The organism is Vibrio owensii CAIM 1854 = LMG 25443 (genome assembly GCF_000817815.1).
Taxonomy (GTDB): Bacteria; Pseudomonadota; Gammaproteobacteria; order Enterobacterales; family Vibrionaceae; genus Vibrio; species Vibrio owensii.
This window is the reverse complement of record NZ_JPRD01000014.1, coordinates 51,861-74,986: the sequence shown is the minus strand read 5'-3', so window position 1 is coordinate 74,986 and position 23,126 is coordinate 51,861. Positions and strand designations below refer to the sequence as shown.

Genomic DNA, 23,126 nt, shown 5'->3' with positions numbered 1-23,126 from the left:
TTACGCTTTAACTGAAAGAAAGGGCACTTTGATATTGAGCTGAGCACAAAAATCAGCAATATCAGCATCAACCGAACTCATCTTGGTTTCAATTTCGCTGATCTCGGTGGCGATGGTATCCAAGTTCACCAATTCTTCTTCTTCAAAGGTATCCACATAACGAGGAATGTTGAGGTTATAGTCGTTTTCTGCGATCTCAGACAGCGGTGCTACATGCGCAAACTTATCAACCGATTCACGTTTGTTGTAAGCATCAACAATTGCAGTGACATCGGTGTCACGCAAATGGTTTTGCGCTTTGCCTTTTTCGAAATGGTTCGAGGCATCAATAAACAGCACATTATCCGAATGTTTACGGTTCTTCTTAAACACCAAAATACAGGTTGGAATGCTTGTGCCAAAGAAAATCCCCGCAGGTAAGCCGATCACGGCATCAAGGTAGTTTTTCTTCTCAATAAGGTGCTTACGAATATGACCTTCTGCTGCGCCACGGAACAGGATACCATGAGGCACCACTACGGCGAGCGTGCCTGTCTCATTGAGTTGGTGGATCATGTGTAGCACAAACGCAAAATCCGCTTTGGTTTTTGGTGCTAGCTTGCCGTAATCCGCAAAGCGGTCATCATTGAGGTGAAGCTCGTTGGCACTCCAGTTTGCAGAAAACGGAGGGTTCGCTACTACCGCATCAAAACGTTGCTCTAGATGCATTGGGTGCTCTAGCGTGTCATCGTTTTTGATATCAAACTTGTCGTAGCGCACACCATGCATCAGCATGTTCATACGAGCAAGGTTGTAGGTGCTTGGGTTTTGTTCCTGACCACAAAACTCTAGGTTATGGCTACCCACTTCACGAGCAACACGTAATAGCAGTGAGCCTGAGCCACAGGTCGGGTCATATACTGATTTAACCGCTCTTGTATTACCGTTGTCATCAAGGCTAACAAGCTTAGCAAGGATCTTACTGACCTGTTGCGGCGTATAAAATTCCCCTGCTTTCTTACCTGCACCAGAGGCAAACTGACCGATAAGGTACTCATAGGCGTCACCTAGAATGTCGATCTCAGTATTTTCTAAGTGAAAATCGATGTTGCCAAGGTGGGTCAACACTTGGGCAATTTTGGCGTTGCGAGCGTCTGGGTTTTTACCCAACTTGCTTGAGTTCAGATCAAGCTCTTCGAACAAGCCATTGAAATCATCAGCAGATTCCGCAGAGGTCGCCGAGTGTTCAATATCAACCAGTACGCGCTCTAGATCGTGAATGATAAATTCTTTCTTTTCACCGCGCTTAGCCAGAGTTGCGAACAACTGAGTTGGCGCAATGAAATAACCAAGGTTTTCAACACACTCTTCACGCAGTTCGCCAATCAACTCGTCATCCACATCAACAAACTGAATACCGTCTTCGATAAGCAGTTCATCACAGTAGCGATTGAGCTTGTCTGAAAGATATTTGTAGAAGATAAGCCCCAGAATGTAGTCACGAAAATCGTCTGCCGACATATTGCCGCGAAGGGTGTTGGCAATGTTCCAGAGCTGGGTTTTTAATGCGCGTTGGTGTTGTTCAACCATTGTTTTGCTAAGCCTTGATAAAAAGTGTGGCGATTCTAGCAAAAGACATAAAAAAAATAGAGACTAATCGTCTGGATAGTTGTCAATACGTCACGATTTACAGACCATTTTTTTGAATGACGTAGTGAACTTGAAAGCGTGGGTTATTGACAGCTTATGCGATTCAAGGTACACAGACGATAGGAAGTTTACATTTGTGAATCGAAGGCTAGCAGCCTTGGCATTACGACTAGCCAGTACGTCACTTTTACAAACTAATCAACTCTTAAATTGCTAATATCAATTGATGTATCAAACCTTTACTTGCAGCCCTTAATAGTCGTGAATTGGGTAAAGGTTTCTGGAGTTATACATGAGAGATATGACAGCACTATCCCAAATTTCAGCTAGAAAGTTTCACGCTGAATTGTCAAACGTCGTAGAAATCAAACCATCTTTTTCAGATTGTCTTAATATATTTTCGCAGCTAGTTAGTGCGAGAAACTATAGCGATATGATCTTCAACCTTGGAAGAGAAAAGTTGACTTTTTTGGAGGTTCCTGTGTTGACTGAAGTTGTTGATGCATTGAATCGAAAAGGAGCGCAAACGACGCAATATAGATTGGCTCAAGCACTTGTCGAATCAGTCGGTAAAACTGGAGCCAGTGTATTCTTTCCATTCATCGCTTCAGCTACTAAGCACGTAGAAAATTGTGATAAGCAAACACTACTCACTAACTTTAACGATATAGGTTTATTCTCGACATTTAAGCATGGGTATAAGCCGATAGCTCGCCATAGCTTTCGTGATGTTCAACTTGAAGATGCTAATTTTTTTATTCATGCGTTCCTGAGCCAAGATGCAGAGAAAGTTCAGGGAATTCTGGATGAGAACAGCCGGGTCACGACAAGATTTCAAAACCGAATTACCTTAGATCAAATCAGATTGCTTCACTTCTCTGAGTTTTTAGCGGAATTGTTAGTGTTGAATGCTATGTCGGACTTAGGAGATCAGTTTTCTATTAATAATGTTATTCATCAGTTTGATGAAAGAGTAGAAGTTGAAGGTTTTGTTACTGGTGCGCTAGAACTAGGATTTAGACATCAACGTCATGTTTCATGGGATGAGGGGGCTGGGCGTATGTTTGTAATCGCGCTGTCGGAATCGATACATAGCGAGTTAATGTACCACTTGAGTGAGTTTCGTTGGGATAGGGAGAATTTAGAAACCATCATTGAGTACACGAAGCATTTCTTTATGGAGTCATTGTGTGTGTAGTGATTGGAAAATAATCACGTGTTAGTGGCATCTCGGCGATGCTCTTTGGTTTATTTAACGCTCTGTAATGAAAAAATAAAGGAATTAATCATGGCAATTCATAGGCCTGATGGCTGGGTTTGTATCAAACTTTCTCTAGCGAATAAGTCAAATGTTTATCGAATTTTCGGGAGTTGGGCGGGCGGTTTTGAATCACCTGATCTTTGGCGTCTTTCATCTGGGTTTATCGACGGAAATGAACTGGAGTTGGACAACGGAATCTTAACGATCCCTCAATTGAGTGGCTCTTCTTATCAAGTAAATATAGCAATGCAAAACGTCTTGACTGCTTACAATCGTTCAATTTTAAGTCAGATTTTACAAAATGCAGAAAAAGCTTGTGACGAAGGGCAAGAGGTTAGTGTTGATGTGATAGAGCTAAAATGTGACTCATTGAGTCAACTTCGAAAGCAGTTGTGATTCTAATAATGGGATTAATGTGTACTCATATCACACGTAATTGATCTAGTGACCATTTTTCAAGAGCTCCCAAAGCATGTCCTTGCTCTCCTGAAATAGTCAGAGGCTTGTTTGGCATCTTTATTAAGGTGTTGATAAATAATAGGTAGTGGTTTAGATTTCATTAGCTACAATAACCTTGTCGTAATCTAAAAGAGAGCCACACTTCTCTTTTTCTGAGCTGGGAGTTTGCCGACTCCCAGCTTCACCTCGAATCAGTTTATGCTTCTCAATATTGCATCTGTTCATCTCGCCTCTTTTTTCGTGTTGAGAGACCACGCTAAATTGTGGTTTTTGTCGGATCGAATTGATTTAAAGCCGATACGGAACTTGAAACTTATGGATTAAAGTTAAGTTTCGAATCGAAAGATAAAAACTTAGGGAAATCACTCGTTTTGGTTCATTTTAATGTCTACTTTTGAGCTGGTTGTGGTTGAGATGTAGTGAACATGCGCTTAAAAACGACTAAACACCTCTATTTAACATATAGTGCATAATATGCCCCAAAAACTGTAAGCCCTTAAAAAAACGTCCTCCTATATCTATCTTTGACCTTCATATTCCTAAAAGTACATCAAGTAGTATGTCGTAGCGGTGTTATAGATAAACAATAAAGTTCGCAATTGTACTTATAAAACTATATCGCTTTGTTGCATATCTGTTTGTTGTTTTTTATGTTTTAGCATTGATCGTGAGTATACTCACAGAGTTGAGTGTGCAACAGAGTGAATCTTTTTTGGTATGATATTTTGTTTGCTCTTATTGATGGAAGGGCTAGAAAAATAGTGAACGTTGAAGATGTATTCGGAGTTAGCGGCAAGCAAGTCGCTAGCTATGTTGAGAGACCTCAAGTAGATGATAAGTTCATTGACGCATTGAGAACTGATAAGCAAATTATTGTTTATGGAGCGTCTAAGCAAGGCAAAACAGCTCTTGTGAAAAAGTATATTCCTTATGAGGACAATATCCTTATTAGTCTATCTCCCAAAACGACGTTGAAAGATGTATATCAGTCGATATTAAGAAAATCTGGGGTCGTTCTTAAAACATCATATACGGAAGGTACAGGTAATACATCCAAAGTGCATTCAAAAGCCTCGATTCAGAGTGCTGTCGCTATGGTGGTCAAAGGCAAAGTTGAAGTCGGTGTTGAGGGCAATAAAAGTGTCAAAGCTGAAGAGCAGTATGATGAGATAGAGTTTAATCTAGAATTGCCAGATGATGTTGCTGACCTAATTCAACGAGTTGGGCATAAAAAAGTTATTATTCTAGAAAATTTTCATTATCTACCTGAGAGCTTACAAAGAACGTTTGCTTATGATTTACGTACGTTTCAAGATTTAAAGATTCGATTTATCATTCTTGGTGTTTGGAAGGAAGCTAACCGCCTTGCTCAGTTTAATGGTGAGCTTCAAGACCGAGTTTACGAAATTCCCGTAGAACCTTGGTCAGACGATGATTTCCGTACTATCGCAAGAAAAGGCGAGCCTTTATTAAATATTAAATTTTCGACCGTATTACTCGAAAATTGTATCTCGAATGCTTTTTCGAGTGTAGGTGTGTTCCAAGAGCTTTTGAAAAACACTTGTATTGAAAGTGGAATAAACAATAAACAACAAACTTCAATTTATTTAGATGATATTGATGCTTTGGAGCGCGCAATCGAATCTAAAACGATTGAATATTCTGGAAGGCATTTACGCAACTTAGAAGCAATAGCCTGTGGTAATGGCGTTTCAATCTCCAAAGATAAGCCGCTACCTTATTTTTTACCTTACTATATTGTCATGCATATGCTTGAGCTTGGATATCATGGTTTTAATGGTGGGGTTAGCAAAGAAGCTCTTCTACATGGAATCAAGCAAGTCCATCACCGAAAAGAAAGTTTAAAGGGTTCTCAGTTAACTTCGGTACTCAAAGGTCTTCCGGAGCTTCAAGCGAATAAGGGCATAAGCCCACCAGTAATAGCTTACGACTCGAACTCTCGTCAATTGAAAGTTGTAGATTCTACGTTTTACTTCTTTCTAAAAAACGCAGATCTTGAGCAAGTTAAAGATGAAATTATTTGTCCTCTCGACGGTCTGGAAGTTTAGTTAGCTCTTATAGAGCTTTTTTACACGGTACGCAACGGGGAGCAGGCTATATTCAGCGTTGTATTTGTGCTCGTGGTTATGTTGTTAGGGGGGCCTCCCTAACAACATAACCACTAATTTCAATTGTGAGAGTCTAGTTTGGAAGTTGTTTCCACATATAAGAAAAAAATTTCAACCTTAAACAACGAACAAGCAGCATATGTGCTCGGGTTTGTATGTTTAGTTCTATTGGGTATTTTTAACTCATTAATCCCATTCCCATTTTACTGGATTGGTTTAGGCTTTTTTGTTTACGGATTAGCTGTTTGGGTTCACCAAACGGCGTATATACTCAGTTCAGTAATATACGTTAGAGCTCTTGGAGCTTTACTTCTCTTAGCGGTTACAACCTTCAACTTAGCATTTGCATCATCAACAGTGCATAGTATCTTGGAAGTTCCCAGCAGTGCATTTAGGTATACGATAACGCTTGTTTCTGTGATGTTAATGCCCTTATCTATATGCATTTTACTAGCTTTTGTTACCTTCCCTCTGATGCCAATCGCAATGCTAAATTCTGTTTTTTCACTTAAAAACCTCTCTGCGAAGAGTGTCATAACACTAAAAGTATTTAGTGGGGTCGTGAAAGAGTTATCTGTGACATTAGTTATGGGGAGAATGATGGCGTGCATAACACTTTTCTATATTTCCAGTTCTTTTTTAAGCGAGAATGGTGAGTATAGTGAGAAGATTGCAAGTATCACGAAGAGCTTTGCGTATACTTTTGAAATGGAACAACATAGCTATTGTAAGCTCCTTAAAGATGAAAAGGTTGCCTATCTTGGTGGGGATTTGATTGTCACCGGAACATATAGTAATGGTTCCTACACATTTTCAGTTACTCGCTGTGAAAACGATTTGTAGTAGGTGTTAATGAACTAATCTTGAGGCTTAATATTTTGACAGGAGTCATACTGTTGCCGTTCTATAGAGTTACAGTATCTTCACACTTATATACAGTGATATTACGATGAATAATAAGCGTTTAAGAGAGTGGTGTTTAAGTTGTCAGGTAGTTTTAAATACAGTGAGGTTCGATCAGAGTGATGAAGTGAAAGTGGTGGCAGTATCTCTTTTACATTTAGCATTTGAGCATCATGTAAGTATCTGTAATTTGGTCAATGCTGGGCATCATGGCTCAGCTTTTGCTCTCTTTCGTCCACAAAAAGAGGCTTTTCTTAGAGGAGTCTGGCTTCTGTATTGTGCCGACGCAAAACAAATTAATGAGTTTAAAAGGTTGAGTAAATTACCTCCGATGAAACGTATTATCTGTGACTTAAAAACAACCGAGCACTTTAATAAAGGTCACTTGTTCGAACTATTATCTTCTCTAAAAAAAGATATGGATGATTTCACTCATGGCGGAGGTGCGCAAGCCGCAATGAGGGTTCAGGGACAGGTTATTTCCAGTAAATACCCAGAAGAAACTGTCCAAAATTTATTGAGTGATTCTATGTTGCTGTCTTGCTTCACTGTGATCCACATCAGCAAAGTAGGTAGTGATGCGAATATGGAAATGCAAACGTTAGAGGCGTACAGGCGTCTGGTAGTAAAAAGAAAGCATACATAGGTTTATACATATAATTCTTCGAAATTAGTTCATTAGGAATTTGTTTTTCAGTTTTTTACGTAATGTACCCTTGCAACTCGTCCCGATATAAGGTTATGTTTTATAAGGTTTTTTCTCGCTTGTCGCTTTACGGTTTACATTTTACACCTTACACTGACCAATCTTGTAAACTGTAAAACTCACGAGAGAGAGATAGTTAAGCATGCCAGAAAAGGCGATGACAGATAAGCAAACCATCATTTGGGCAATGTGTAGCGAAATGGTGAGCGAAGGGATTAAAGTGTCCGCGGTTACTGGGCGTAAAGTAGCTGCCCGTTTGGGGCGGTGGTCACATACGACTGTTACCCCGTATGTAACTTCGTGGCACACAAAACGCATAGAAAAAGAGCAAGAAATGATCGCTCAAACTCAGATGTCTGAGAGCTTTGTTAAAGCACTTCTGCATGAAGTCGATAGCAAAGTTTCTAAGATTAGAGCAAGCGATGAAGAGAAAATGTCGCTGCTAAGTAGAGAACTTGACGAAGCTGTTGCCACTGCCAGTGGAATGGAGAAGCAAATAGAGCACCTTTGTGGGCAACTTGAGAATTCAAGATGCTTATTAACCAAAGCTAACAATGAGTTAGATGCTGCCAATCTCTCTATTGAAAATAAGCAAGAGCAGCAGGCGCAGCAATTAACGATGCACAATGAAACTGTACATAAACTCACTGTCGAACATTCAAAAGCAATTTTAGAATTGAAAGGCGAGCATGAAAGCAAAATTCATGAGCTTAATGTACAACAGGAAAAATACAGAGAAGAGAATGAAGAGAACCTAAAACAAAGGTCTATTGAACATACTTATGCTGTAGAAAAAATGAATACGCGCCTTGAAGAAAAAAACATCGACCTCACGGAGATGACTAGCCGTTGTATCAAGGCTGAACTGAAAGCGGAAGAGTTTGACAAGGTATCTGAACAGCTTTCAGCTTATGTGTTGAAGAATCACGATCTCATGAGTTTAAACTTGAGGTTGACTGCGGAGCTAGATGCAATGCGGGAAACTGTAAGCGAACTCAAATCATCTTTGGAAGATGCAAGAAACCAACGAGATCGAGCTCAACAATTTGTATTTTCAAAAGCTGAATTATCATCAGATAAGGAAGCTCTTACTTTACCTGTTTCTGCATAGACATTTTAGAGTTTGGTGGAGGAGGCTAGTTTTGACCTCATATCACCAAACTCTGATTGCCTCGGGTCGGAATTGTTAGATCTTTAAACTATAAATTATGGAATTAGTCCTTTAATAAAGGTATAGAGTTTGAGGCAATTTTTGATTTTATTTATTCTTACTCGATGGTCGTTTTGTAAAGAAAACGAGGCATAAAGACCTTCAGGGTTGTTTAAGTTCTCAGGTAAGATGCCTGCGATCACTTTTGAGCAAAACTCTAAACTGTCTTTGATTGAGTTGTAAGCAGAGTCTACGCTTTGTTCAGTTATGCTTATTTCTATTTTTAGGACGTCATCTTTAACGCGAGTGAAGATAAGTAGCAGTGGCAACTGTGATGTATCTTTATCCTGTAACTCAAAAGCATCAACTAACTTGTAGTTATCTCTTGGCTCTTTCCAAATGGGAACCATATGCCCCAAACTGCCCGGGGGGAAAGATGGTGTGTTTAACCTTCCGGCTTTCGGTTTAACAGACAGGACCGTGAATTTTTCACCAGTTATTTCGTTAAAGGCATTCCAGTAGTCCTCATCCCTCATAACTTTCTTTATATATGGATGTGAGTCTGTATACAAAATGACACCAAAGATGCTCGCGATAGATTTATCATGTTCTAAAGCAGTTACTATTCTTTCAAAATCTTCCATTTTCTTCCTTTTTCAATAGGCTTGCTTGGAACAACTTTCCAGCATTGCTTTTAATCATTACAGTAAGAGGTCGATGAAAGGAAGTATATGATACCTAATGAGCATTGAATTGAGATGGACGTTAGCACTCTTGAGAACTAACTTGAAGATGGGACGTCAGATGTCCGGTTCGAAATGACTTTTTAATGTACTACTTCATACAGCTATGAATGCACTATCGGTGCGCGCGTGGTTTTTCTTAAGGTAATTTAAGGTGATGCTTCTACTTTCTATATAAATAGTTGTTATTGTTGAATTATTTTTTGTGTTTTAGAATGTGTTTTGCCAAATAAATAAAGGGTGATAAGTTCGTTATGCTATATAAAGGTTCGAATCCTATAGGGCGTGCCATTTATTTAAAAACCCCGATAGCTCCCCGAGTTATCGGGGTTTTGTCGTTTTAGGCGACAGCATTTCTAACGTAACGTTTCCTACAACTTTTGCACTACCTTCTAGTCTTTGCAATCAATAGCACTTACTATGTGTTCAGTTCAATTGCAGCCTTACCTTTATGTCCTCAACCACCAATTTCTATAACCAAAATGCGAGCTCATTAGCGGAGCAATATAACTCGACGACGTTTGAGAACGTTCACGCGAGCTGGCAGGCTTTTTGGCCTCATGCTGGCGATCGGGTATTGGATGTGGGAGCGGGGTCTGGGAGAGATGCAAAATGGATGTCAGAACAAGGCTGTGAGGTGATTGCTCTTGAGCCTGCTGCATCTCTACTAGAGCTTGGGAAAGTTAAGACAGGTGATTCGGTTACTTGGCTTGACGATTCCTTGCCTGTGCTTGAGAAAACCACCAACCTAGGGCTTCGCTTTGATCTTATTTTAGTGAGTGCGGTATGGATGCACCTTGCGACGTCTCATCGTGAGCGTGCCTTCCGCAAGCTCTCTAATCTGCTGGCACCAAATGGTCGATTGGTTATAAGCCTTCGCCATGGTGAGTTCACCGATGGACGCAAAGCTTATCCTGTCTCTGTTCAAGAGTTAGAACAGCTGGCAAAGAACAGTGCGCTTATGGTTAGGCATGTTTCTGACAGTGACGATCAACTCAAGCGTGATGACGTTCATTGGCAGACTGTGGTTGTGTCAAAGTAAGAGAAGGATTAGTTGTGTCTCTTCAACATTATGTAGATAAATTCAGTAATTTGAACGTGAATAGTTCAAACGGAAAGAAGAGTCCTCACAAAGTATGTATGCTTCTTACCGTTATGGATTTGATGCAGGCTGGACATATCGTTTCAAACAAGATTGAACTTAATTCTGTTCTTAAAGAGCGATTCACACATCACTTCGAAAACTTAGCAATAGGAAATGATCGAAACACACCTGAGAACCCTTTTTTCTTTTTGAGAAGTGAGGGGTTCTGGCATCACTCTTATAATGAAGGCTATTCCATAGAAAATACAAAAAGATACTCATCAAAGGCCATTTCATACGCTTACGTTGATGATGAGCTATTCGAATATATGAATAGCTACATAGTCTCGAATGAATTGAAAGAAGCGCTTGTTTCCAACTTATCAGACTTATCTTCATTGTTTTATCGATGGTTACTTGATTTGGGCAAATCAGAGAAAACGGCAAAGAACTATTTAGGAGCAGTCCGTGGTTCAATTTCTAACTGGTTGATGGATGCCGGAAAAATAGAAGCATCTATCACAGAAATAAAGTCTTATTCAGACTTTAAGAGTTATAAGAAACAAGCGGTGCAGTTACCAGAGTTTCAAGTGCGCGATATAAAAGGCAAGGGTATGTATAGTGCAGCATTGTCTCACTACGACACCTTTCTCGCTGACTTAGCCCAAATTGATATGAATGCAGATATCCGGCATGTAATGAATGACAAGCAACTAAGCACAACTGAAAAGACAATTTTGGTAAACACCAGAATGGGACAAGGTCATTTTAGAAACAAGCTCATTGATATGTGGGGAGGTTGCGCTGTTACCGGGTTTAAGAATACCCAATTACTGTTAGCGTCGCATATTAAACCGTGGCGAGATTCCAACAACGAAGAACGATTAGATAAGTTCAACGGACTATTGCTACTTCCTAATCTAGATAAAGCATTCGATCTCGGTTTCATATCATTTGATGATAAAGGAAAAGTTTTAATATCACGCTACCTAGAAAAACCAGAAGTTCTTGGTCTACGCGAAGACATGTCTTTTCACGTCCATAATAGCCATAAATATTACCTTGGCCATCATAGAGGGGTGCTGTTTAAGGGGCGCTAGACTCGGAATGAACACTACTCATTTTAGCTTGAACTCATAAACAAATCTCTCATTGTTTTCAACGTACAGAAAAACGCTGAGTATACTTTTCCAACAACTCCATTTATTGATGTGATGTTTTCTATAAAGCTCATAGATCTACCTCACACTTTTATGCTTCACAATTGATACTGATATTAAAAAAGTAAGAAATGGATTACAGTTTGGGAAATGTTTTCCAAATGTGGTTGTATCGTGAAAACGGTTTCTAAGCGCTTGTATAAGCTACTAAAAATAACAAAGCTTAAGCACAAAAAAGATAAGGTTTTTTCCTTTCCTAACAGCCTGATACGTAAGAATCAGAAATTCCTGAAAATTTTCTCACCTTCGTCTTTATCCCTTAAGAAAAGTGATGTTTCTCATGCATCTTTTTCGCCCTCTTCTGTCGATGCTCTCGCTTGGGGAAATCGCGTTTCGTCTGAGTTCAAAAGCAAAGTGAACGACATTTCTCAAGAACTCAATATTGATCCAAACCACTTGATGGCTTGCATGGCGTTTGAAACGGCAGAGACATTTAGTCCGAGCATCAAAAATGGTTCTGGGAGTGGGGCAACAGGGCTTATTCAGTTTATGCCATCGACGGCAGAAGCTCTGGGAACCAGCACTAAGAAACTGGCCAAAATGAGTGCTATTGAACAGCTCGATTATGTCAAAGCGTACTTTATGCCTTACCGAAATCGTATGGCTTGTTTAGAAGATGTTTATATGGCGATCCTCTATCCGGCGGCAATTGGAAAGCCATCTTCGCATGTATTGTTCAAACAAGGGTCGATCGCCTATCGCCAGAACGCCGGGATCGACCGTAAGAAGACAGGCAAGATTACCTTGGGTGATGTTTCTTACAAGGTGCGACGCAAACTAGAGAAAGGCATGCACCCTAACTTCCACGGTTAATCCTTTCATTTTATGGCGGAGGATCAGAACGTTGCTCCGCCATCCACTCTCAAATCATGCATGGTGATATGGCCTGATTTGTCACTGAGCAAAAATTCAATCGCGTTAGTGATGTCTTTGGTTTCGGCAATCTTGTTTAACGGAATACCCATGCGATGGGATGCTAAGTTGCCTTGAATCGTTTCTCGCTCGCCATAAGATTCATTCCACATCTGCTCTTGCATTGGCGTTCTGGTCGAGCCGGGGCTAACGATGTTGCAGCGAACGCCATGCTCTGCCAGTTCTAACCCTAAACATTGCATCCACATATGCAAGCCTGCTTTGGATGTGCAGTAGGCAGACATCTTCACGCGAGGTGTATCGGCCGCATTGGAACCGACGGCCACTATTGCGCCTTGCTTGCCGTGTTTTACCAGCATTTTTGCTAGTTGCTGGGTGAGCAGCATCGTGCCTTTTAAATTGACGTCCAAGGTTTTGTTTAGAGCCTCTAAAGGCAGATCTAAAACGGATTCAAGGTGCAAAGTTCCGGCACAAGTGACGATGTAATCGGGGAGCAGTTGGTCTTGTTCTAGCTTTCGGCAGGCATTTTGAATAGCAGTGGAATCCGCCAAATCGAAAGGGAGCAATGTGGTTCGCTGTTGTTGATCGCTTGGCAAAGATTGTTGCAGGGCATCGAGTGCCTTTTGGGTCACATCGCAAGCGATAACACGTGCGTTTTGAGCTAATAAGCTTTTGGCACATGCTAGGCCAATCCCTTGTCCAGCACCCGTGACGAGACACAATTTGCTGTCGAATTCTGAGCGGTTTTCACTCATCTCCATCTCCTTTCGCGATACAAATATCAAATCAAAGTTGGCTAGATGATAATGATTTTTGTTATCGTTGTCATGATGTTAACAAGGAGGTCATGAAATTGATGAATAAATTAGGCTGGAAAATCAAGCCATTGCTTCTCGCTGTGGGGCTCGTTGGAATGGCAGGGTGTGAATATTTACCACACTTTGCCGAGGTGGATTTGCCAGAGCAAAAAATCGAACAAGTGGTTGCGCAAGCTAAGCCTGCTGATACGGCCATTCTTGACGCATTTAAGCAACACAATTTTGTTGGGATAGGTGATTATCACTGGAATGATGCTTTTCTGCGTTACGCCACGGAATTGGTTTCTAGCGAGGCGTTCTCTGACCAAGTGACACACATCGTAGTGGAATTTGGCAACGCAAAATATCAGTCTGTCTTAGATGAATATCTCGCGGGAGGCGATGTCAGTGAGGCGCAGTTGAATCAAGTGTTGCGCGGTTCGATCTATTTTATGGCTTGGATGCCAGACGCGTACATTAATTTCTTCAAAACGATCAGAGTGCGTAACGAAGCGTTACCAGAAGGGAAGAAGATTCAGGTGCATTTAGCGGAAGCAGCATTTGATTGGCAAGGTGTCCAAGACGAGAAAGTGTGGAAGCAGGCAGCAAAAAATAAGACGGATCATTTCTATCAAATTGCGGCAGAGCGGATGGCGAAAAAAGAAAAAGCGTTGTTGATTTTTGGCGCTTTTCATCTGGTGAATGCACCGAAGGACTATGTTGCTAAAACGCAGGACAGTGCTTGGCCACTGGCGACGCGTTTGGAGCAAGCGTATCCAGATAGCACGTATTTAATTTGGCCAATGACAGAACCGGAAGTCGTGGAAACTTTTCACAGTGTGCAGGCTCCAGCTTTGCTTGAAGTCGCGCAGAGTCCGCTCGCTGAGTTAAGGTTTATCGATCTTTTACCAAAAGCGCGCTACAAGCTTGCGGCGATGGACAAGATGGACGCTCAGGTAGGGGAGTTATTTGATGCGTTTCTTTACCTTGGAGATAACCAACGCACAACGGTATTTCCTCGTGACGTGATGGCAGACCGAGATTGGGTGAATGAGATGCAAAGACGCGTCGATTTGATTGGTGGCAAGATGCAAGATCGTTTTAACGAAATCCGATCTCAGAGTGACGAAAAGTACGGCTTCAGCGACAACAGCTAAACTCTGCTTTGTTGTGCTGTTAGATGGATGAAAAGAATGAATGACGGCTGATCCTACAAGGGTTGGCCGTTTTTTGTTCACCAGTTTTTACAATGAATTTAACGCTAACTATAAGTAATTATTTGCTTTTTACCGTATTAATACTAAGGAGTTAATTTATAAAATTATAAATAATACGAATGATAATTATTATCAAAAGTGTTTGATAAATTAAATCTGTATGTGTAGTCTCACTCCTCAAATGAGAAGGAATCTCATTTGGAACGCTATGTTTAATACAGTTTGAGAGATGATTATGCTTCGTAACTCAATGGGAAGCGGCGCTATGCTCACAGAGTTTCTTAACGCTCATACGGATGATGCTTCGTTCTTCTTTAGCTCACCCACTGTGACGTTGCTTACTCAAGGCATTGCTGCAGAATTTACCCAACAAGTCAGATTCTCAGAGTTAGATACTCACATCAGCCAATTACTTGAATCGGCGAAGGAAGAGGGGAATGAGAACCCGATTGCCGTTGGTGTGATTCCATTTTCTGAACACAATCCGGTGCACTTTATTGTCCCAGAACGTCTTATCACGACGTCACCGATCAGGCCGGATAAAATCTCTGATGTCGATGGCTTTGCCGATTGTCCTCCATCATCCATTCAACCGATTCCAGACCCAAGCGAGTACAAACGTAGTGTCGAACTGGCAGCAAAGCAATGCCAACGAGAAGATGTTGAACTCGACAAAGTGGTGTTGTCACGCACCATGCAAGTGGATACGGAAGAAGAGATTGACCGCGCGCGCTTTTTGAAAACTTTACTGAAGCAGAATCCCGGTGGTTACACATTTTCAACCCGCGTTGGTGGCAGTCAGTCTGACGCTTACCTGATGGGATCGAGCCCTGAGCTTCTTGTCTCTCGTAAGGGGCCACATGTTTGTTCTAATCCTTTGGCAGGGTCTCGTCGACGCAGCGAAAATGCTTCAATGAATCAACAGCAAGGCGAGTTGATGATGGAGAGTGCAAAAGATCTTCATGAGCACGCAGTGGTGGTGGATGCCGTCGAAAAAGCGCTACAACCTTGGTGTCATAACTTGTACGTGCCAATGGTGCCGTCAGTGATTGAAACCAAAGCCATGTTGCACTTATCAACCCGAATCGAAGGCACAGTGTCTGATGCCAACACGAGTGTGCTGAAGTTGGCAAGTGCACTGCATCCAACCCCCGCCGTGTGTGGCTATCCTACTGCTCAAGCTTACGATTTCATCAGCAATGTTGAGCCCTTTGACCGAGGTTACTTCACCGGACTTGTCGGTTGGGTTGATGCTCGTGGCAATGGCGAATGGGTGGTGGTTATCCGCTGCGCCGAGGTAGAGAAAAAACGTCTCAGAGTTTATGCCGGAGCAGGCATTGTTGCCGGGTCTGAGCCGCAAAGTGAGCTTGAAGAAACGGGTAACAAGATGCGCACTGTACTCAATGCGTTAGGTATTGAGATCCGCGAAAATATGGAGGTGGTGCAATGAGCCGGCAAGCCATGAAAGCGTCAGGGTTTACGCCTTGGCCAGAAGCGCGAGCAGAGCAATATCGTCAAGCCGGCTTTTGGACAGATCAAACTATCCCGCAAATGTTGCAAGCGAGTGCAAACCAATTTCCAGATCAGACAGCGTTAGTCGAAGGCGAACGTCAGTGGACGTATCAATCCCTAGTGGAACAAGTTGATCAGCTTGCTGCAGGATTCCAAGCCAATCTAAACCTTAAGTCGGGTGATAAAGCGGTATTGCATTTACCCAATATCGGCGAATTCTATCTGAGTTTCTTCGCGTTACTCAAAATTGGTGTTCAGCCGATTCTGGCACTGCCCGCGCACCGTTACTCGGAGATTCGATACTTTTGTCATTTTACTGAGGCAAAAGCGCTGATTACCGCTCCTCAAATGGGAGTCAATACCGCAGAGATTGCCCTGCAAGTTGCGGCTGAGCTACCGAGCTTAAAGCATATCGTTTGGGCGGGTGATACGAGCTTAATGCCTATCGGTGGTCAAGAGCTAAAAAGCTTGTTTTTAACGGATGCAGAGCTTAGTGAGAAGCAGGTAGAAGACTTCGCGTTTTTCCAACTATCAGGTGGAACGACGGGAACGCCAAAACTGATCCCTCGCACTCACACCGATTACCTCTACAGCGTTCGCGCCAGTAACGAGGTTTGTCAGTTCTCTGATCAAACTCGGTATCTTTGTATCTTGCCAGCCGCGCACAACTTCCCGCTTAGTTCGCCAGGTGCGTTAGGTTGCTTAATGGCTGGTGGCACAGTAGTTCTCGCACCGGATGCCACACCTCAAACCGCGTTTGCCTTGATTAAGAAACATCAAATCACTGTTGCGGCTTTAGTCCCACCATTAGCTTTATTGTGGCTTGATGAAGCGGGTCGCACTCAGCATGACATTCGTTCGCTGGAAGTTTTGCAAGTGGGCGGGGCGCGCTTTAGTGAAGAGGCCGCAAAACGCGTCAAACCGGAACTTGGTTGTACGTTGCAGCAAGTGTTTGGCATGGCAGAAGGGCTAGTGAACTACACCCGTTTAGATGATCCAGAGTCTGAAATCATTTCTACTCAAGGCCGTCCGATGTCTTCTGCGGACGAGTTGTTAATCCTTGATGAAATGGGTAATGCGGTTCCACAAGGAACAGAAGGCATTTTGTTTGTTCGAGGGCCTTACACCATTCAAGGTTATTACCAAGCACCAGAACACAATCAGCGTTCTTTCAACGAGCAAGGTTACTACCGCACTGGCGATATTGTTGTGCTGACAGAACTGGGCAACTTACAGGTGGTTGGGCGCGACAAAGACCAGATCAATCGTGGTGGAGAAAAGATTGCTGCTGAAGAGGTAGAGAACCACTTACTCGCACACGATTCGGTGCACGATGCCGCGGTGATTGCGATTCCCGATGATTACCTTGGTGAGCGAAGCTGTGCAGCCTTGGTTTGCCCAGAACAAAACCCAAAGCCGATTGAAATCAAACGCTTTCTAAGAGGCCGCGGACTTGCCGATTTCAAGATTCCCGATCGGGTGATTTTTGTTGATGTGTTGCCTAAAACGCCGGTTGGCAAAATCAATAAAAACAAACTTCTAGAACTCGTTTAACTGACTCTGCGTCGCCAACAACGTTTTGGCGTGCTGAGCTAATTTTGAATATTTTGGAGAGAAGCCCAATGGCCATTCCATCTATCTCTGGTTATCCGTTATCCAAAGCGATTCCAGAAAACCGCGTTAACTGGTCCGTAGACCCACAACGCGCTGTGTTGTTGATTCATGACATGCAGCAATACTTCCTTAACTTCTACGATGTGGAAAGCGAGCTGATCCAAACGCTGACTCGCAACATTCAAACCATCAAACAGACGTGTATTGATGCCGGTATCCCCGTGGTTTACACCGCGCAGCCCGGTGACCAAAAACAAGAAGATCGCGCGTTGTTGACCGACTTCTGGGGACCTGGTTTAAAAGCGGATGACAGCATTACACGCATCTTTCCTGCACTTGCACCAACCGAGCAAGACATTGTTTACACCAAGTGGCGCTACAGTGCATTCCAGCGCACACCACTCAAAGCCATGATGGATGAAACAGGCCGTGATCAACTGATCATCGTTGGTATTTACGCGCACATTGGCTGCTTGCAAACCGCTGCAGAAGCTTTCATGACCGATATCCAAGCCTTCATGGTGTCTGATGCCGTGGCGGATTTCTCTGAAAGTGACCACGAAATGGCACTCAACTACGTTGCAGGCCGATGTGGTTATGTTCTGGATAAGCAGCAATTGCTTTCTCAAGTCGAGAGCGCCGACGAGTTAGCCGCTGGTGATTACAGCATTCCTCAATCTCAACAGCACCTTACCCAGCAATTGGCCGCGCTACTGGAAGTTCCGGTTGATGAAATGACACCTGATGACAGCTTGCTCGATTTTGGTTTGGATTCGGTGCGCATGATGTCGCTGGTGGGCGATTGGCAACAAGCGGGATTGGATGTGAGTTTTATGGAACTTGCCGCCAAACCCAGTTTGCAAGATTGGTGGCAACTGATCGAGAAGAAGCTGACTTGACAGCCCAAGAGGAAGAGTGACAAAGGAATGAACATGTACGATTTACCTTATACAGCGGAACAATTGCTGCCGTTGACGGATGCCCAAGCAGGGATTTGGTTTGCCCAACTGCGTGACCCAGAAAACCCAATTTACAAGACAGGCGAATACCTAGTGATTGATGGCAAGGTAGACGAACCTTGCTTTGTTGAAGCCGTAAAAACCGCCATTGATGAAGTTGACTCATTACACGCTAAGTTTGTTACCACCACCGAAGGTCCTCGCATGGTGATTGATAGACAAAACTGGCAAGTAGAACGAGTCGATTTTTCGAATCACGATGCACCGCTAGATGCAGCTGTAGAATGGATGAAAGCAGAGCTAAAACAACCGGTTGATTTAGAGCAAGGCCCGTTGTTCATCATGGCCTTACTTAAGCTTTCAGAAGACCAGTTTGTCTGGTTCTTATCACTCCATCACATCGCTATTGATGGCTACAGCATGTCGCTAGTCGCGGGACGTGTGGCACATATCTACGGCCAACTGGCTAAGGGCGAGCACTTCGACAAGATCGAATTTGTCGACCAACAAGCCTTACTGAAAGAAGACGACGACTACAAAGCGTCGGAAAAATACCAAAAAGACCGTGCGTTCTATCTACAACGTTACGCCGATCACTCAGATACGGTGAATTTGGCAGGCAAACCAACCGTCACGTCTGATCATTTCTTGCGCTTAAAAGGTGCGATGGAAGTGAGTGATTTCCAACGCATGGAATCACTGGCAAAACAGTGTCGCACCCACTGGTACAGCGTGCTTATCGCATCCATTGCCGCTTATGTTCACCGTATGACTCGTTATAATGAAGTGGTACTTGGTGTGCCGTTGATGGGGCGTTTAGGTTCTGTAGCGATTCAAACCCCAGCAATGCGCGTAAACATTTTGCCTGTACGCGTGAGCTTTGAACGAGGGTTGGATATCAAGACGCTGGTGAAACAGGTTAACCAAGAGTTTTCCTCAGTACGTCGTCATCAGAGCTACCGTTATGAAGAGCTGCACCGAGAGCTCAACTTGGTAAAAGACAACCGTAACCTTTTCGGTCCGCTGGTCAACATTATGCCGTTTGAGTATGAGCATAAATTTGGTGAGCTAACGTCAAAGGCGCACAACTTGTCAGCAGGTCCGGTAGATGACATTTCGTTCTACTGTTATGAACTCGGCGGCCAGCTTCATATCGATATGGATGCTAACCCGGAGCTGTATTCCGAGAAAGACATTCACGAGCACCAACAGCGCTTGTTCCACTTTATGAGCGACTTCTTTGCAAGCGCGCAAGCTCAAGATCCATCGTTATGTCAAATCAGTGACGTGAGTATTCTTCTCTCTGGGGAGGAAAAAAAGGTCATCGAGACTTGGAATGATACAGCGCACGACGTCCCTGAAACGACGCTAGCGGCACTGATGGCGAGACAGCGAATTCTTACCCCTCATTCACCTGCGTTGATTTTTGAAGGTCAAACGCTGAGCTATGAGCAGTTAGCAAAGAAAGTCTACTCGTTGACCAACTGGCTGACAGCACAGGGCGTTGAATTGGGTGATCGCATTGCGGTCTGTGTACCAAGAAGTGAAGAGCTGATCGTCGTGCAACAGGCCATTTTGGCTGCAGGTGCGGTTTATGTGCCAGTCGATCCAGATTATCCAGAAGGCCGTATCCACTACATGTTGGCGTCTTCTTCACCTAAGTTCGTCTTTTCTACCACGGCACTGCAAGACAAGTTGCCAGAAGACGTTGAGGTGAAGATCGTTGATGACGAAACGCTGCCTACCATCTACAAAGTAGTGGAGCCGTTACCACCCCAAGTTCAGCCAGAGCCTCACTCTCCGGCTTATATGATTTACACCTCTGGCTCCACAGGCAAACCAAAAGGGGTTGTGGTTACCCATGACGCTATCATAAACCGACTGCTGTGGATGCATGACCAATACCCAATTGATGGAAAAGACCGCGTCTTGCAGAAAACGCCAGCAGGCTTTGATGTGTCTGTGTGGGAGTTCTTCTGGCCGATGATCGTTGGTTCTTGCTTGGTGGTCGCCAAACCTGATGGGCATAAAGATCCGATTTATCTACAAGATCTTATCCAACGCGAGAAGATCACTACGCTGCACTTTGTTCCGTCTATGCTGCAAATCTTTGTTCAGCAAGCAGACGCCAATTTGTGCCAAAGTTTGCGCCAAGTATTCTGTAGTGGTGAAGCATTGCCTATTGAGTTAGTGAACCACTATTACCAAGAATTCAACGCTCCGCTACATAACCTGTATGGCCCAACAGAAGCTGCCGTGGATGTGACTTACTGGCCGAGTGAAGCCAATACCGAAGGTAACTCGATACCTATCGGTCGTCCGGTGTGGAACACACAAATCTATCTTCTTGATGATGCGCTTAACCCAGTACCACCGGGTGTGGTAGGGCACCTATACATTGCGGGTCGACAGTTAGCGCAAGGCTACCACGGGCAAGAAGCGCTAACGGCAGAGCGCTTTATCGACAATCCATTTGGTCCGCAAGGCAGTCGTATGTATCTATCGGGTGATTTGGCTCGTTGGCGCGAAGATGGGGCGATTGAATACTGCGGTCGAAGTGATTTTCAGGTCAAGATCCGAGGCTTCCGTATTGAGTTGGAAGAGATCGAGAACGCCTTAGCCAACCATCCAAGTGTTGCTCAAGTGGCCGTACTGGCTCAGGAATACAGTGAGGGCGACAAGCGTCTGGTCGCTTACGTTACCGCAGAGGATGCAGAGCAGGGTATTGATAGTAACGCTCTACAAAAATACCTTGCGGAACCGCTGCCAGAGTACATGGTGCCGAGTTACTTTGTTGAGCTTGAAACCTTCCCGCTAACGCCGAACGGCAAGTTGGATCGTAATGCGCTGCCTAAGCCTGATTTATCTGGCCAAGTCGGTACGAAAGGGCCAAGCAACTTGGTGGAAGAGCGCTTATGTAAGCTGTTCTGCCAGTTGCTGGAACTGCCTGCCGTTGGTGTAGAAGACAACTTCTTTGAACTCGGTGGCCACTCATTGTTAGCCGCTCAGTTGATTGCGCATGTGAAAGAGATCATGGGTGTTGAACTGTCACTGGCCGCAGTGTTTGAGTCGCCAACCGTTTCTGGCATTGCTGCCAAGTTAAACGGCAGTGAAAGTGATGATGCGCTGAGCATTCTGTTACCGCTGCGCAAGCGTGAAGGTAAAGCGGCGATCTTCTGTGTTCACCCTGCTGGTGGTCTAAGTTGGTGTTATGCGGCGCTGACGCCAATCATCCCATCCAATGTTCCGCTCTATGGCGTGCAGGCTCGTAATCTTGGTGACCCTTCTGCACCACTGCCGAAGAGCATGAAAGAAATGGCAGAAGACTACGTGGCTGCCATTCGTGAAGAGCAACCTTTCGGTCCTTACCATCTTCTGGGTTGGTCGATTGGCGGCATGATTGTTCACTTGATGGCGGGTATCTTACAAGAACAAGGCCAAGAAGTAGGGCTAGTAACGCTGCTGGATTCTTACCCAGCTGAGCAGTGGCAAACCATCCATCCACCAGGAGAAGAGCAAGCGCTCGGCGCACTGATCCGTATGGCCGGTGTTGAGTTTGATGAAGCGGCGCATTCAAGCATCACCAAGCCAGAGGTGATCGATATCTTGCAAGATGCAGGTTCGTCCATGGCGCACCTGAGTACCGAAACCATCACGGCCATGATTGAGGTGGTGATCAACAACAACCAGCGTGTACGCGATGCGGTGGATTACCAATATCAAGGTGACGTGCTGTTCTTCAATGCAGAGAAGCCGCCGGAAGAGGCCTTCCTTGACCGCAATGGTTGGTTCAAATACATGGATGGCGATCTCAAAGTAGTGGATGTGGCCTGTATTCACCGCGACATGATGCGCCCGGATATGCTCCGACTGATTGGTACTCACATGGTTGAAGAGTTAAGAGAGAGATTCGATGTTTGATTCATCCACTCAAGCTAAATCGAACGCTCAGTTGGAGGGGATGATTTCCCCTCTGACTTTCCTTAAAACCAAACTGGCCTCTGGTTGTGTAGTGGCGATTGGTGAGGCGCATTGGTATGCCGAACTGTTCGAACAAATGACCAGCACTCTGCTCAATCCAAAGTTGGACGGAGTCTTCTCCCACTTATTCATCGAGTTTGGCAATGCGAAGCATCAGGCATTACTCAACAATTATTTGATGGGGGAAGCAGTGACCGACGCTGAGTTGGCCGCTGTCTGGCTGGATTCTGTTGCGTTCCCAGCTTGGATGCATCCTTGTTACGGTGATTTCTTCAAACGGTTAAGAGCGGCGAACGCACAACGTAAAGTCCCGATCAAAGTTGTGTTGACGGAGCCTTCTTTCCACTGGCAAGACATTACCCATGTCGGAGAGTTGGTCAAGCTCAATGCTCAGCGCGATCAAGCGCTAGTCGAAGGGGTCGAAAAGCAGTTTGCTAAGAACGAGCAGGGAGTCGTCGTTTTAGTTGGTGCGAGACACATCCTAAAGCGTTCTCCTACGTTAGGTTTTATGTCCAAACACAAGACATTTGGCGATCTGGCGAAACAGAAGTTCGCTGATCGCTACGTGTCCGTGTGGCCACACATTTTACCGACTGACCTCAATGAGACGCAGCATGGTATCTATGCCACCACTCAACCGCAACTGAATAAAAAATCGTTCCTTGATTTGATTCCTAAGAAGCCACCAGTCAATCCTTACGCGTTTATCTCACTGGATAAACTGGTGGATGCTTATTGGTATCTAGGACCACAAAGCCGTCAGCTCGATGCACAAGGTGTGAGTGTGCCGCAAATGTGGAAATCACGTTTGGAGCAACGACTGCCGCTGGTCAACGAGCGGCAGCAGATGGTGATCAAAAAGGTCATCGAACAAAAAACATAAACAGAT

General features: G+C 44.0%; 17 protein-coding genes and 1 pseudogene. 15 read left to right on the top strand and 3 right to left on the bottom strand.

The window, feature by feature from the left end; all coding sequences use genetic code 11:
* Positions 1 to 1,569: a type I restriction-modification system subunit M gene (locus H735_RS08090; protein ID WP_020196037.1), complete on the bottom strand. Its 1,569-nt coding sequence runs from the start codon at positions 1,567 to 1,569 to the stop codon at positions 1 to 3.
* A gap of 352 nt (positions 1,570 to 1,921) precedes the next feature.
* Here H735_RS08090 and H735_RS08085 point away from each other — a divergent pair, with 352 nt between their 5' ends.
* From H735_RS08085 to H735_RS08060, 6 genes are all read left to right on the top strand, one after another.
* Entirely contained in the window at positions 1,922 to 2,827 is a 906-nt protein-coding gene (locus tag H735_RS08085; RefSeq protein ID WP_020196036.1) for a hypothetical protein, read from the top strand.
* 90 nt (positions 2,828 to 2,917) lie between these two features.
* Positions 2,918 to 3,286 carry a hypothetical protein gene (locus H735_RS08080; RefSeq protein ID WP_020196035.1) on the top strand — a complete coding sequence of 123 codons (369 nt, stop codon included), beginning with the start codon at positions 2,918 to 2,920 and terminating at the stop codon, positions 3,284 to 3,286.
* 764 nt (positions 3,287 to 4,050) lie between these two features.
* Positions 4,051 to 5,418, top strand: a complete 1,368-nt coding sequence (locus H735_RS08075; protein ID WP_020196033.1) for a P-loop NTPase family protein — start codon at positions 4,051 to 4,053, stop codon at positions 5,416 to 5,418.
* Between the two features lie 138 nt (positions 5,419 to 5,556).
* Positions 5,557 to 6,321, top strand: a complete 765-nt coding sequence (locus H735_RS30760; protein WP_146068427.1) for a hypothetical protein — start codon at positions 5,557 to 5,559, stop codon at positions 6,319 to 6,321.
* 106 nt (positions 6,322 to 6,427) lie between these two features.
* Positions 6,428 to 7,027, top strand: a complete 600-nt coding sequence (locus H735_RS08065) for a DUF6988 family protein (RefSeq protein ID WP_020196031.1) — start codon at positions 6,428 to 6,430, stop codon at positions 7,025 to 7,027.
* Between the two features lie 202 nt (positions 7,028 to 7,229).
* A complete protein-coding gene (locus H735_RS08060) occupies positions 7,230 to 8,198 on the top strand; it encodes a coiled-coil domain-containing protein (protein WP_020196030.1) in 969 nt (322 codons plus the stop codon).
* Positions 8,199 to 8,293: 95 nt separating this feature from the next.
* On the opposite strand, the gene H735_RS08055 is transcribed toward H735_RS08060, so the two are convergent.
* Positions 8,294 to 8,881 (bottom strand): hypothetical protein, encoded by a 588-nt coding sequence (locus tag H735_RS08055; protein WP_020196029.1) that lies wholly within the window; start codon positions 8,879 to 8,881, stop codon positions 8,294 to 8,296.
* Positions 8,882 to 9,431: 550 nt separating this feature from the next.
* On the opposite strand from H735_RS08055, the pseudogene H735_RS08050 reads away from it, so the two are divergent.
* From H735_RS08050 to H735_RS08040, 3 genes and pseudogenes are all read left to right on the top strand, one after another.
* Positions 9,432 to 10,016, top strand: a pseudogene (locus H735_RS08050) (class I SAM-dependent methyltransferase); the annotation flags it as partial.
* 20 nt (positions 10,017 to 10,036) lie between these two features.
* Entirely contained in the window at positions 10,037 to 11,164 is a 1,128-nt protein-coding gene (locus H735_RS08045; RefSeq protein ID WP_009707192.1) for an HNH endonuclease, read from the top strand.
* A gap of 210 nt (positions 11,165 to 11,374) precedes the next feature.
* Entirely contained in the window at positions 11,375 to 12,097 is a 723-nt protein-coding gene (locus H735_RS08040) for a transglycosylase SLT domain-containing protein (RefSeq protein WP_020196027.1), read from the top strand.
* A gap of 23 nt (positions 12,098 to 12,120) precedes the next feature.
* On the opposite strand, the gene H735_RS08035 is transcribed toward H735_RS08040, so the two are convergent.
* Positions 12,121 to 12,912: a 2,3-dihydro-2,3-dihydroxybenzoate dehydrogenase gene (locus H735_RS08035; RefSeq protein WP_020196026.1), complete on the bottom strand. Its 792-nt coding sequence runs from the start codon at positions 12,910 to 12,912 to the stop codon at positions 12,121 to 12,123.
* 92 nt (positions 12,913 to 13,004) lie between these two features.
* Here H735_RS08035 and H735_RS08030 point away from each other — a divergent pair, with 92 nt between their 5' ends.
* From H735_RS08030 to H735_RS08005, 6 genes are all read left to right on the top strand, one after another.
* The gene (locus H735_RS08030; RefSeq protein WP_020196025.1) at positions 13,005 to 14,111 is read left to right on the top strand and encodes a hypothetical protein; all 1,107 of its coding nucleotides are present in this window, start codon (positions 13,005 to 13,007) and stop codon (positions 14,109 to 14,111) included.
* Positions 14,112 to 14,400: 289 nt separating this feature from the next.
* Positions 14,401 to 15,621 (top strand): isochorismate synthase, encoded by a 1,221-nt coding sequence (locus tag H735_RS08025; RefSeq protein WP_020196024.1) that lies wholly within the window; start codon positions 14,401 to 14,403, stop codon positions 15,619 to 15,621.
* Positions 15,618 to 17,237, top strand: a complete 1,620-nt coding sequence (locus tag H735_RS08020; RefSeq protein WP_020196023.1) for a (2,3-dihydroxybenzoyl)adenylate synthase — start codon at positions 15,618 to 15,620, stop codon at positions 17,235 to 17,237. Before H735_RS08025 ends, H735_RS08020 begins: the two co-directional genes overlap by 4 nt.
* 68 nt (positions 17,238 to 17,305) lie before the next feature.
* Positions 17,306 to 18,196: an isochorismatase gene (locus H735_RS08015; protein WP_020196022.1), complete on the top strand. Its 891-nt coding sequence runs from the start codon at positions 17,306 to 17,308 to the stop codon at positions 18,194 to 18,196.
* 33 nt (positions 18,197 to 18,229) lie between these two features.
* On the top strand, positions 18,230 to 22,177 hold the full coding sequence (locus H735_RS08010; protein ID WP_020196021.1) for an enterobactin synthase subunit F: 3,948 nt from the start codon (positions 18,230 to 18,232) through the stop codon (positions 22,175 to 22,177).
* On the top strand, positions 22,170 to 23,120 hold the full coding sequence (locus H735_RS08005; protein WP_020196020.1) for a hypothetical protein: 951 nt from the start codon (positions 22,170 to 22,172) through the stop codon (positions 23,118 to 23,120). The genes H735_RS08010 and H735_RS08005 overlap by 8 nt, the downstream gene beginning before the upstream one ends.
* Positions 23,121 to 23,126 lie beyond the last annotated feature (6 nt).

Excerpts from the sequence above, each read along its gene's own strand:
- H735_RS08090 (WP_020196037.1), bottom strand. The coding sequence starts at position 1,569 with ATGGTTGAACAACACCAACGCGCATTAAAAACCCAGCTCTGGAACATT.
- H735_RS08085 (WP_020196036.1), top strand. The coding sequence starts at position 1,922 with ATGAGAGATATGACAGCACTATCCCAAATTTCAGCTAGAAAGTTTCAC.
- H735_RS08080 (WP_020196035.1), top strand. The coding sequence starts at position 2,918 with ATGGCAATTCATAGGCCTGATGGCTGGGTTTGTATCAAACTTTCTCTA.
- H735_RS08065 (WP_020196031.1), top strand. The coding sequence starts at position 6,428 with ATGAATAATAAGCGTTTAAGAGAGTGGTGTTTAAGTTGTCAGGTAGTT.
- H735_RS08060 (WP_020196030.1), top strand. The coding sequence starts at position 7,230 with ATGCCAGAAAAGGCGATGACAGATAAGCAAACCATCATTTGGGCAATG.
- H735_RS08055 (WP_020196029.1), bottom strand. The coding sequence starts at position 8,881 with ATGGAAGATTTTGAAAGAATAGTAACTGCTTTAGAACATGATAAATCT.
- H735_RS08040 (WP_020196027.1), top strand. The coding sequence starts at position 11,375 with ATGTTTTCCAAATGTGGTTGTATCGTGAAAACGGTTTCTAAGCGCTTG.
- H735_RS08035 (WP_020196026.1), bottom strand. The coding sequence starts at position 12,912 with ATGAGTGAAAACCGCTCAGAATTCGACAGCAAATTGTGTCTCGTCACG.
- H735_RS08030 (WP_020196025.1), top strand. The coding sequence starts at position 13,005 with ATGAAATTGATGAATAAATTAGGCTGGAAAATCAAGCCATTGCTTCTC.
- H735_RS08025 (WP_020196024.1), top strand. The coding sequence starts at position 14,401 with ATGATTATGCTTCGTAACTCAATGGGAAGCGGCGCTATGCTCACAGAG.
- H735_RS08020 (WP_020196023.1), top strand. The coding sequence starts at position 15,618 with ATGAGCCGGCAAGCCATGAAAGCGTCAGGGTTTACGCCTTGGCCAGAA.
- H735_RS08015 (WP_020196022.1), top strand. The coding sequence starts at position 17,306 with ATGGCCATTCCATCTATCTCTGGTTATCCGTTATCCAAAGCGATTCCA.
- H735_RS08010 (WP_020196021.1), top strand. The coding sequence starts at position 18,230 with ATGTACGATTTACCTTATACAGCGGAACAATTGCTGCCGTTGACGGAT.
- H735_RS08005 (WP_020196020.1), top strand. The coding sequence starts at position 22,170 with ATGTTTGATTCATCCACTCAAGCTAAATCGAACGCTCAGTTGGAGGGG.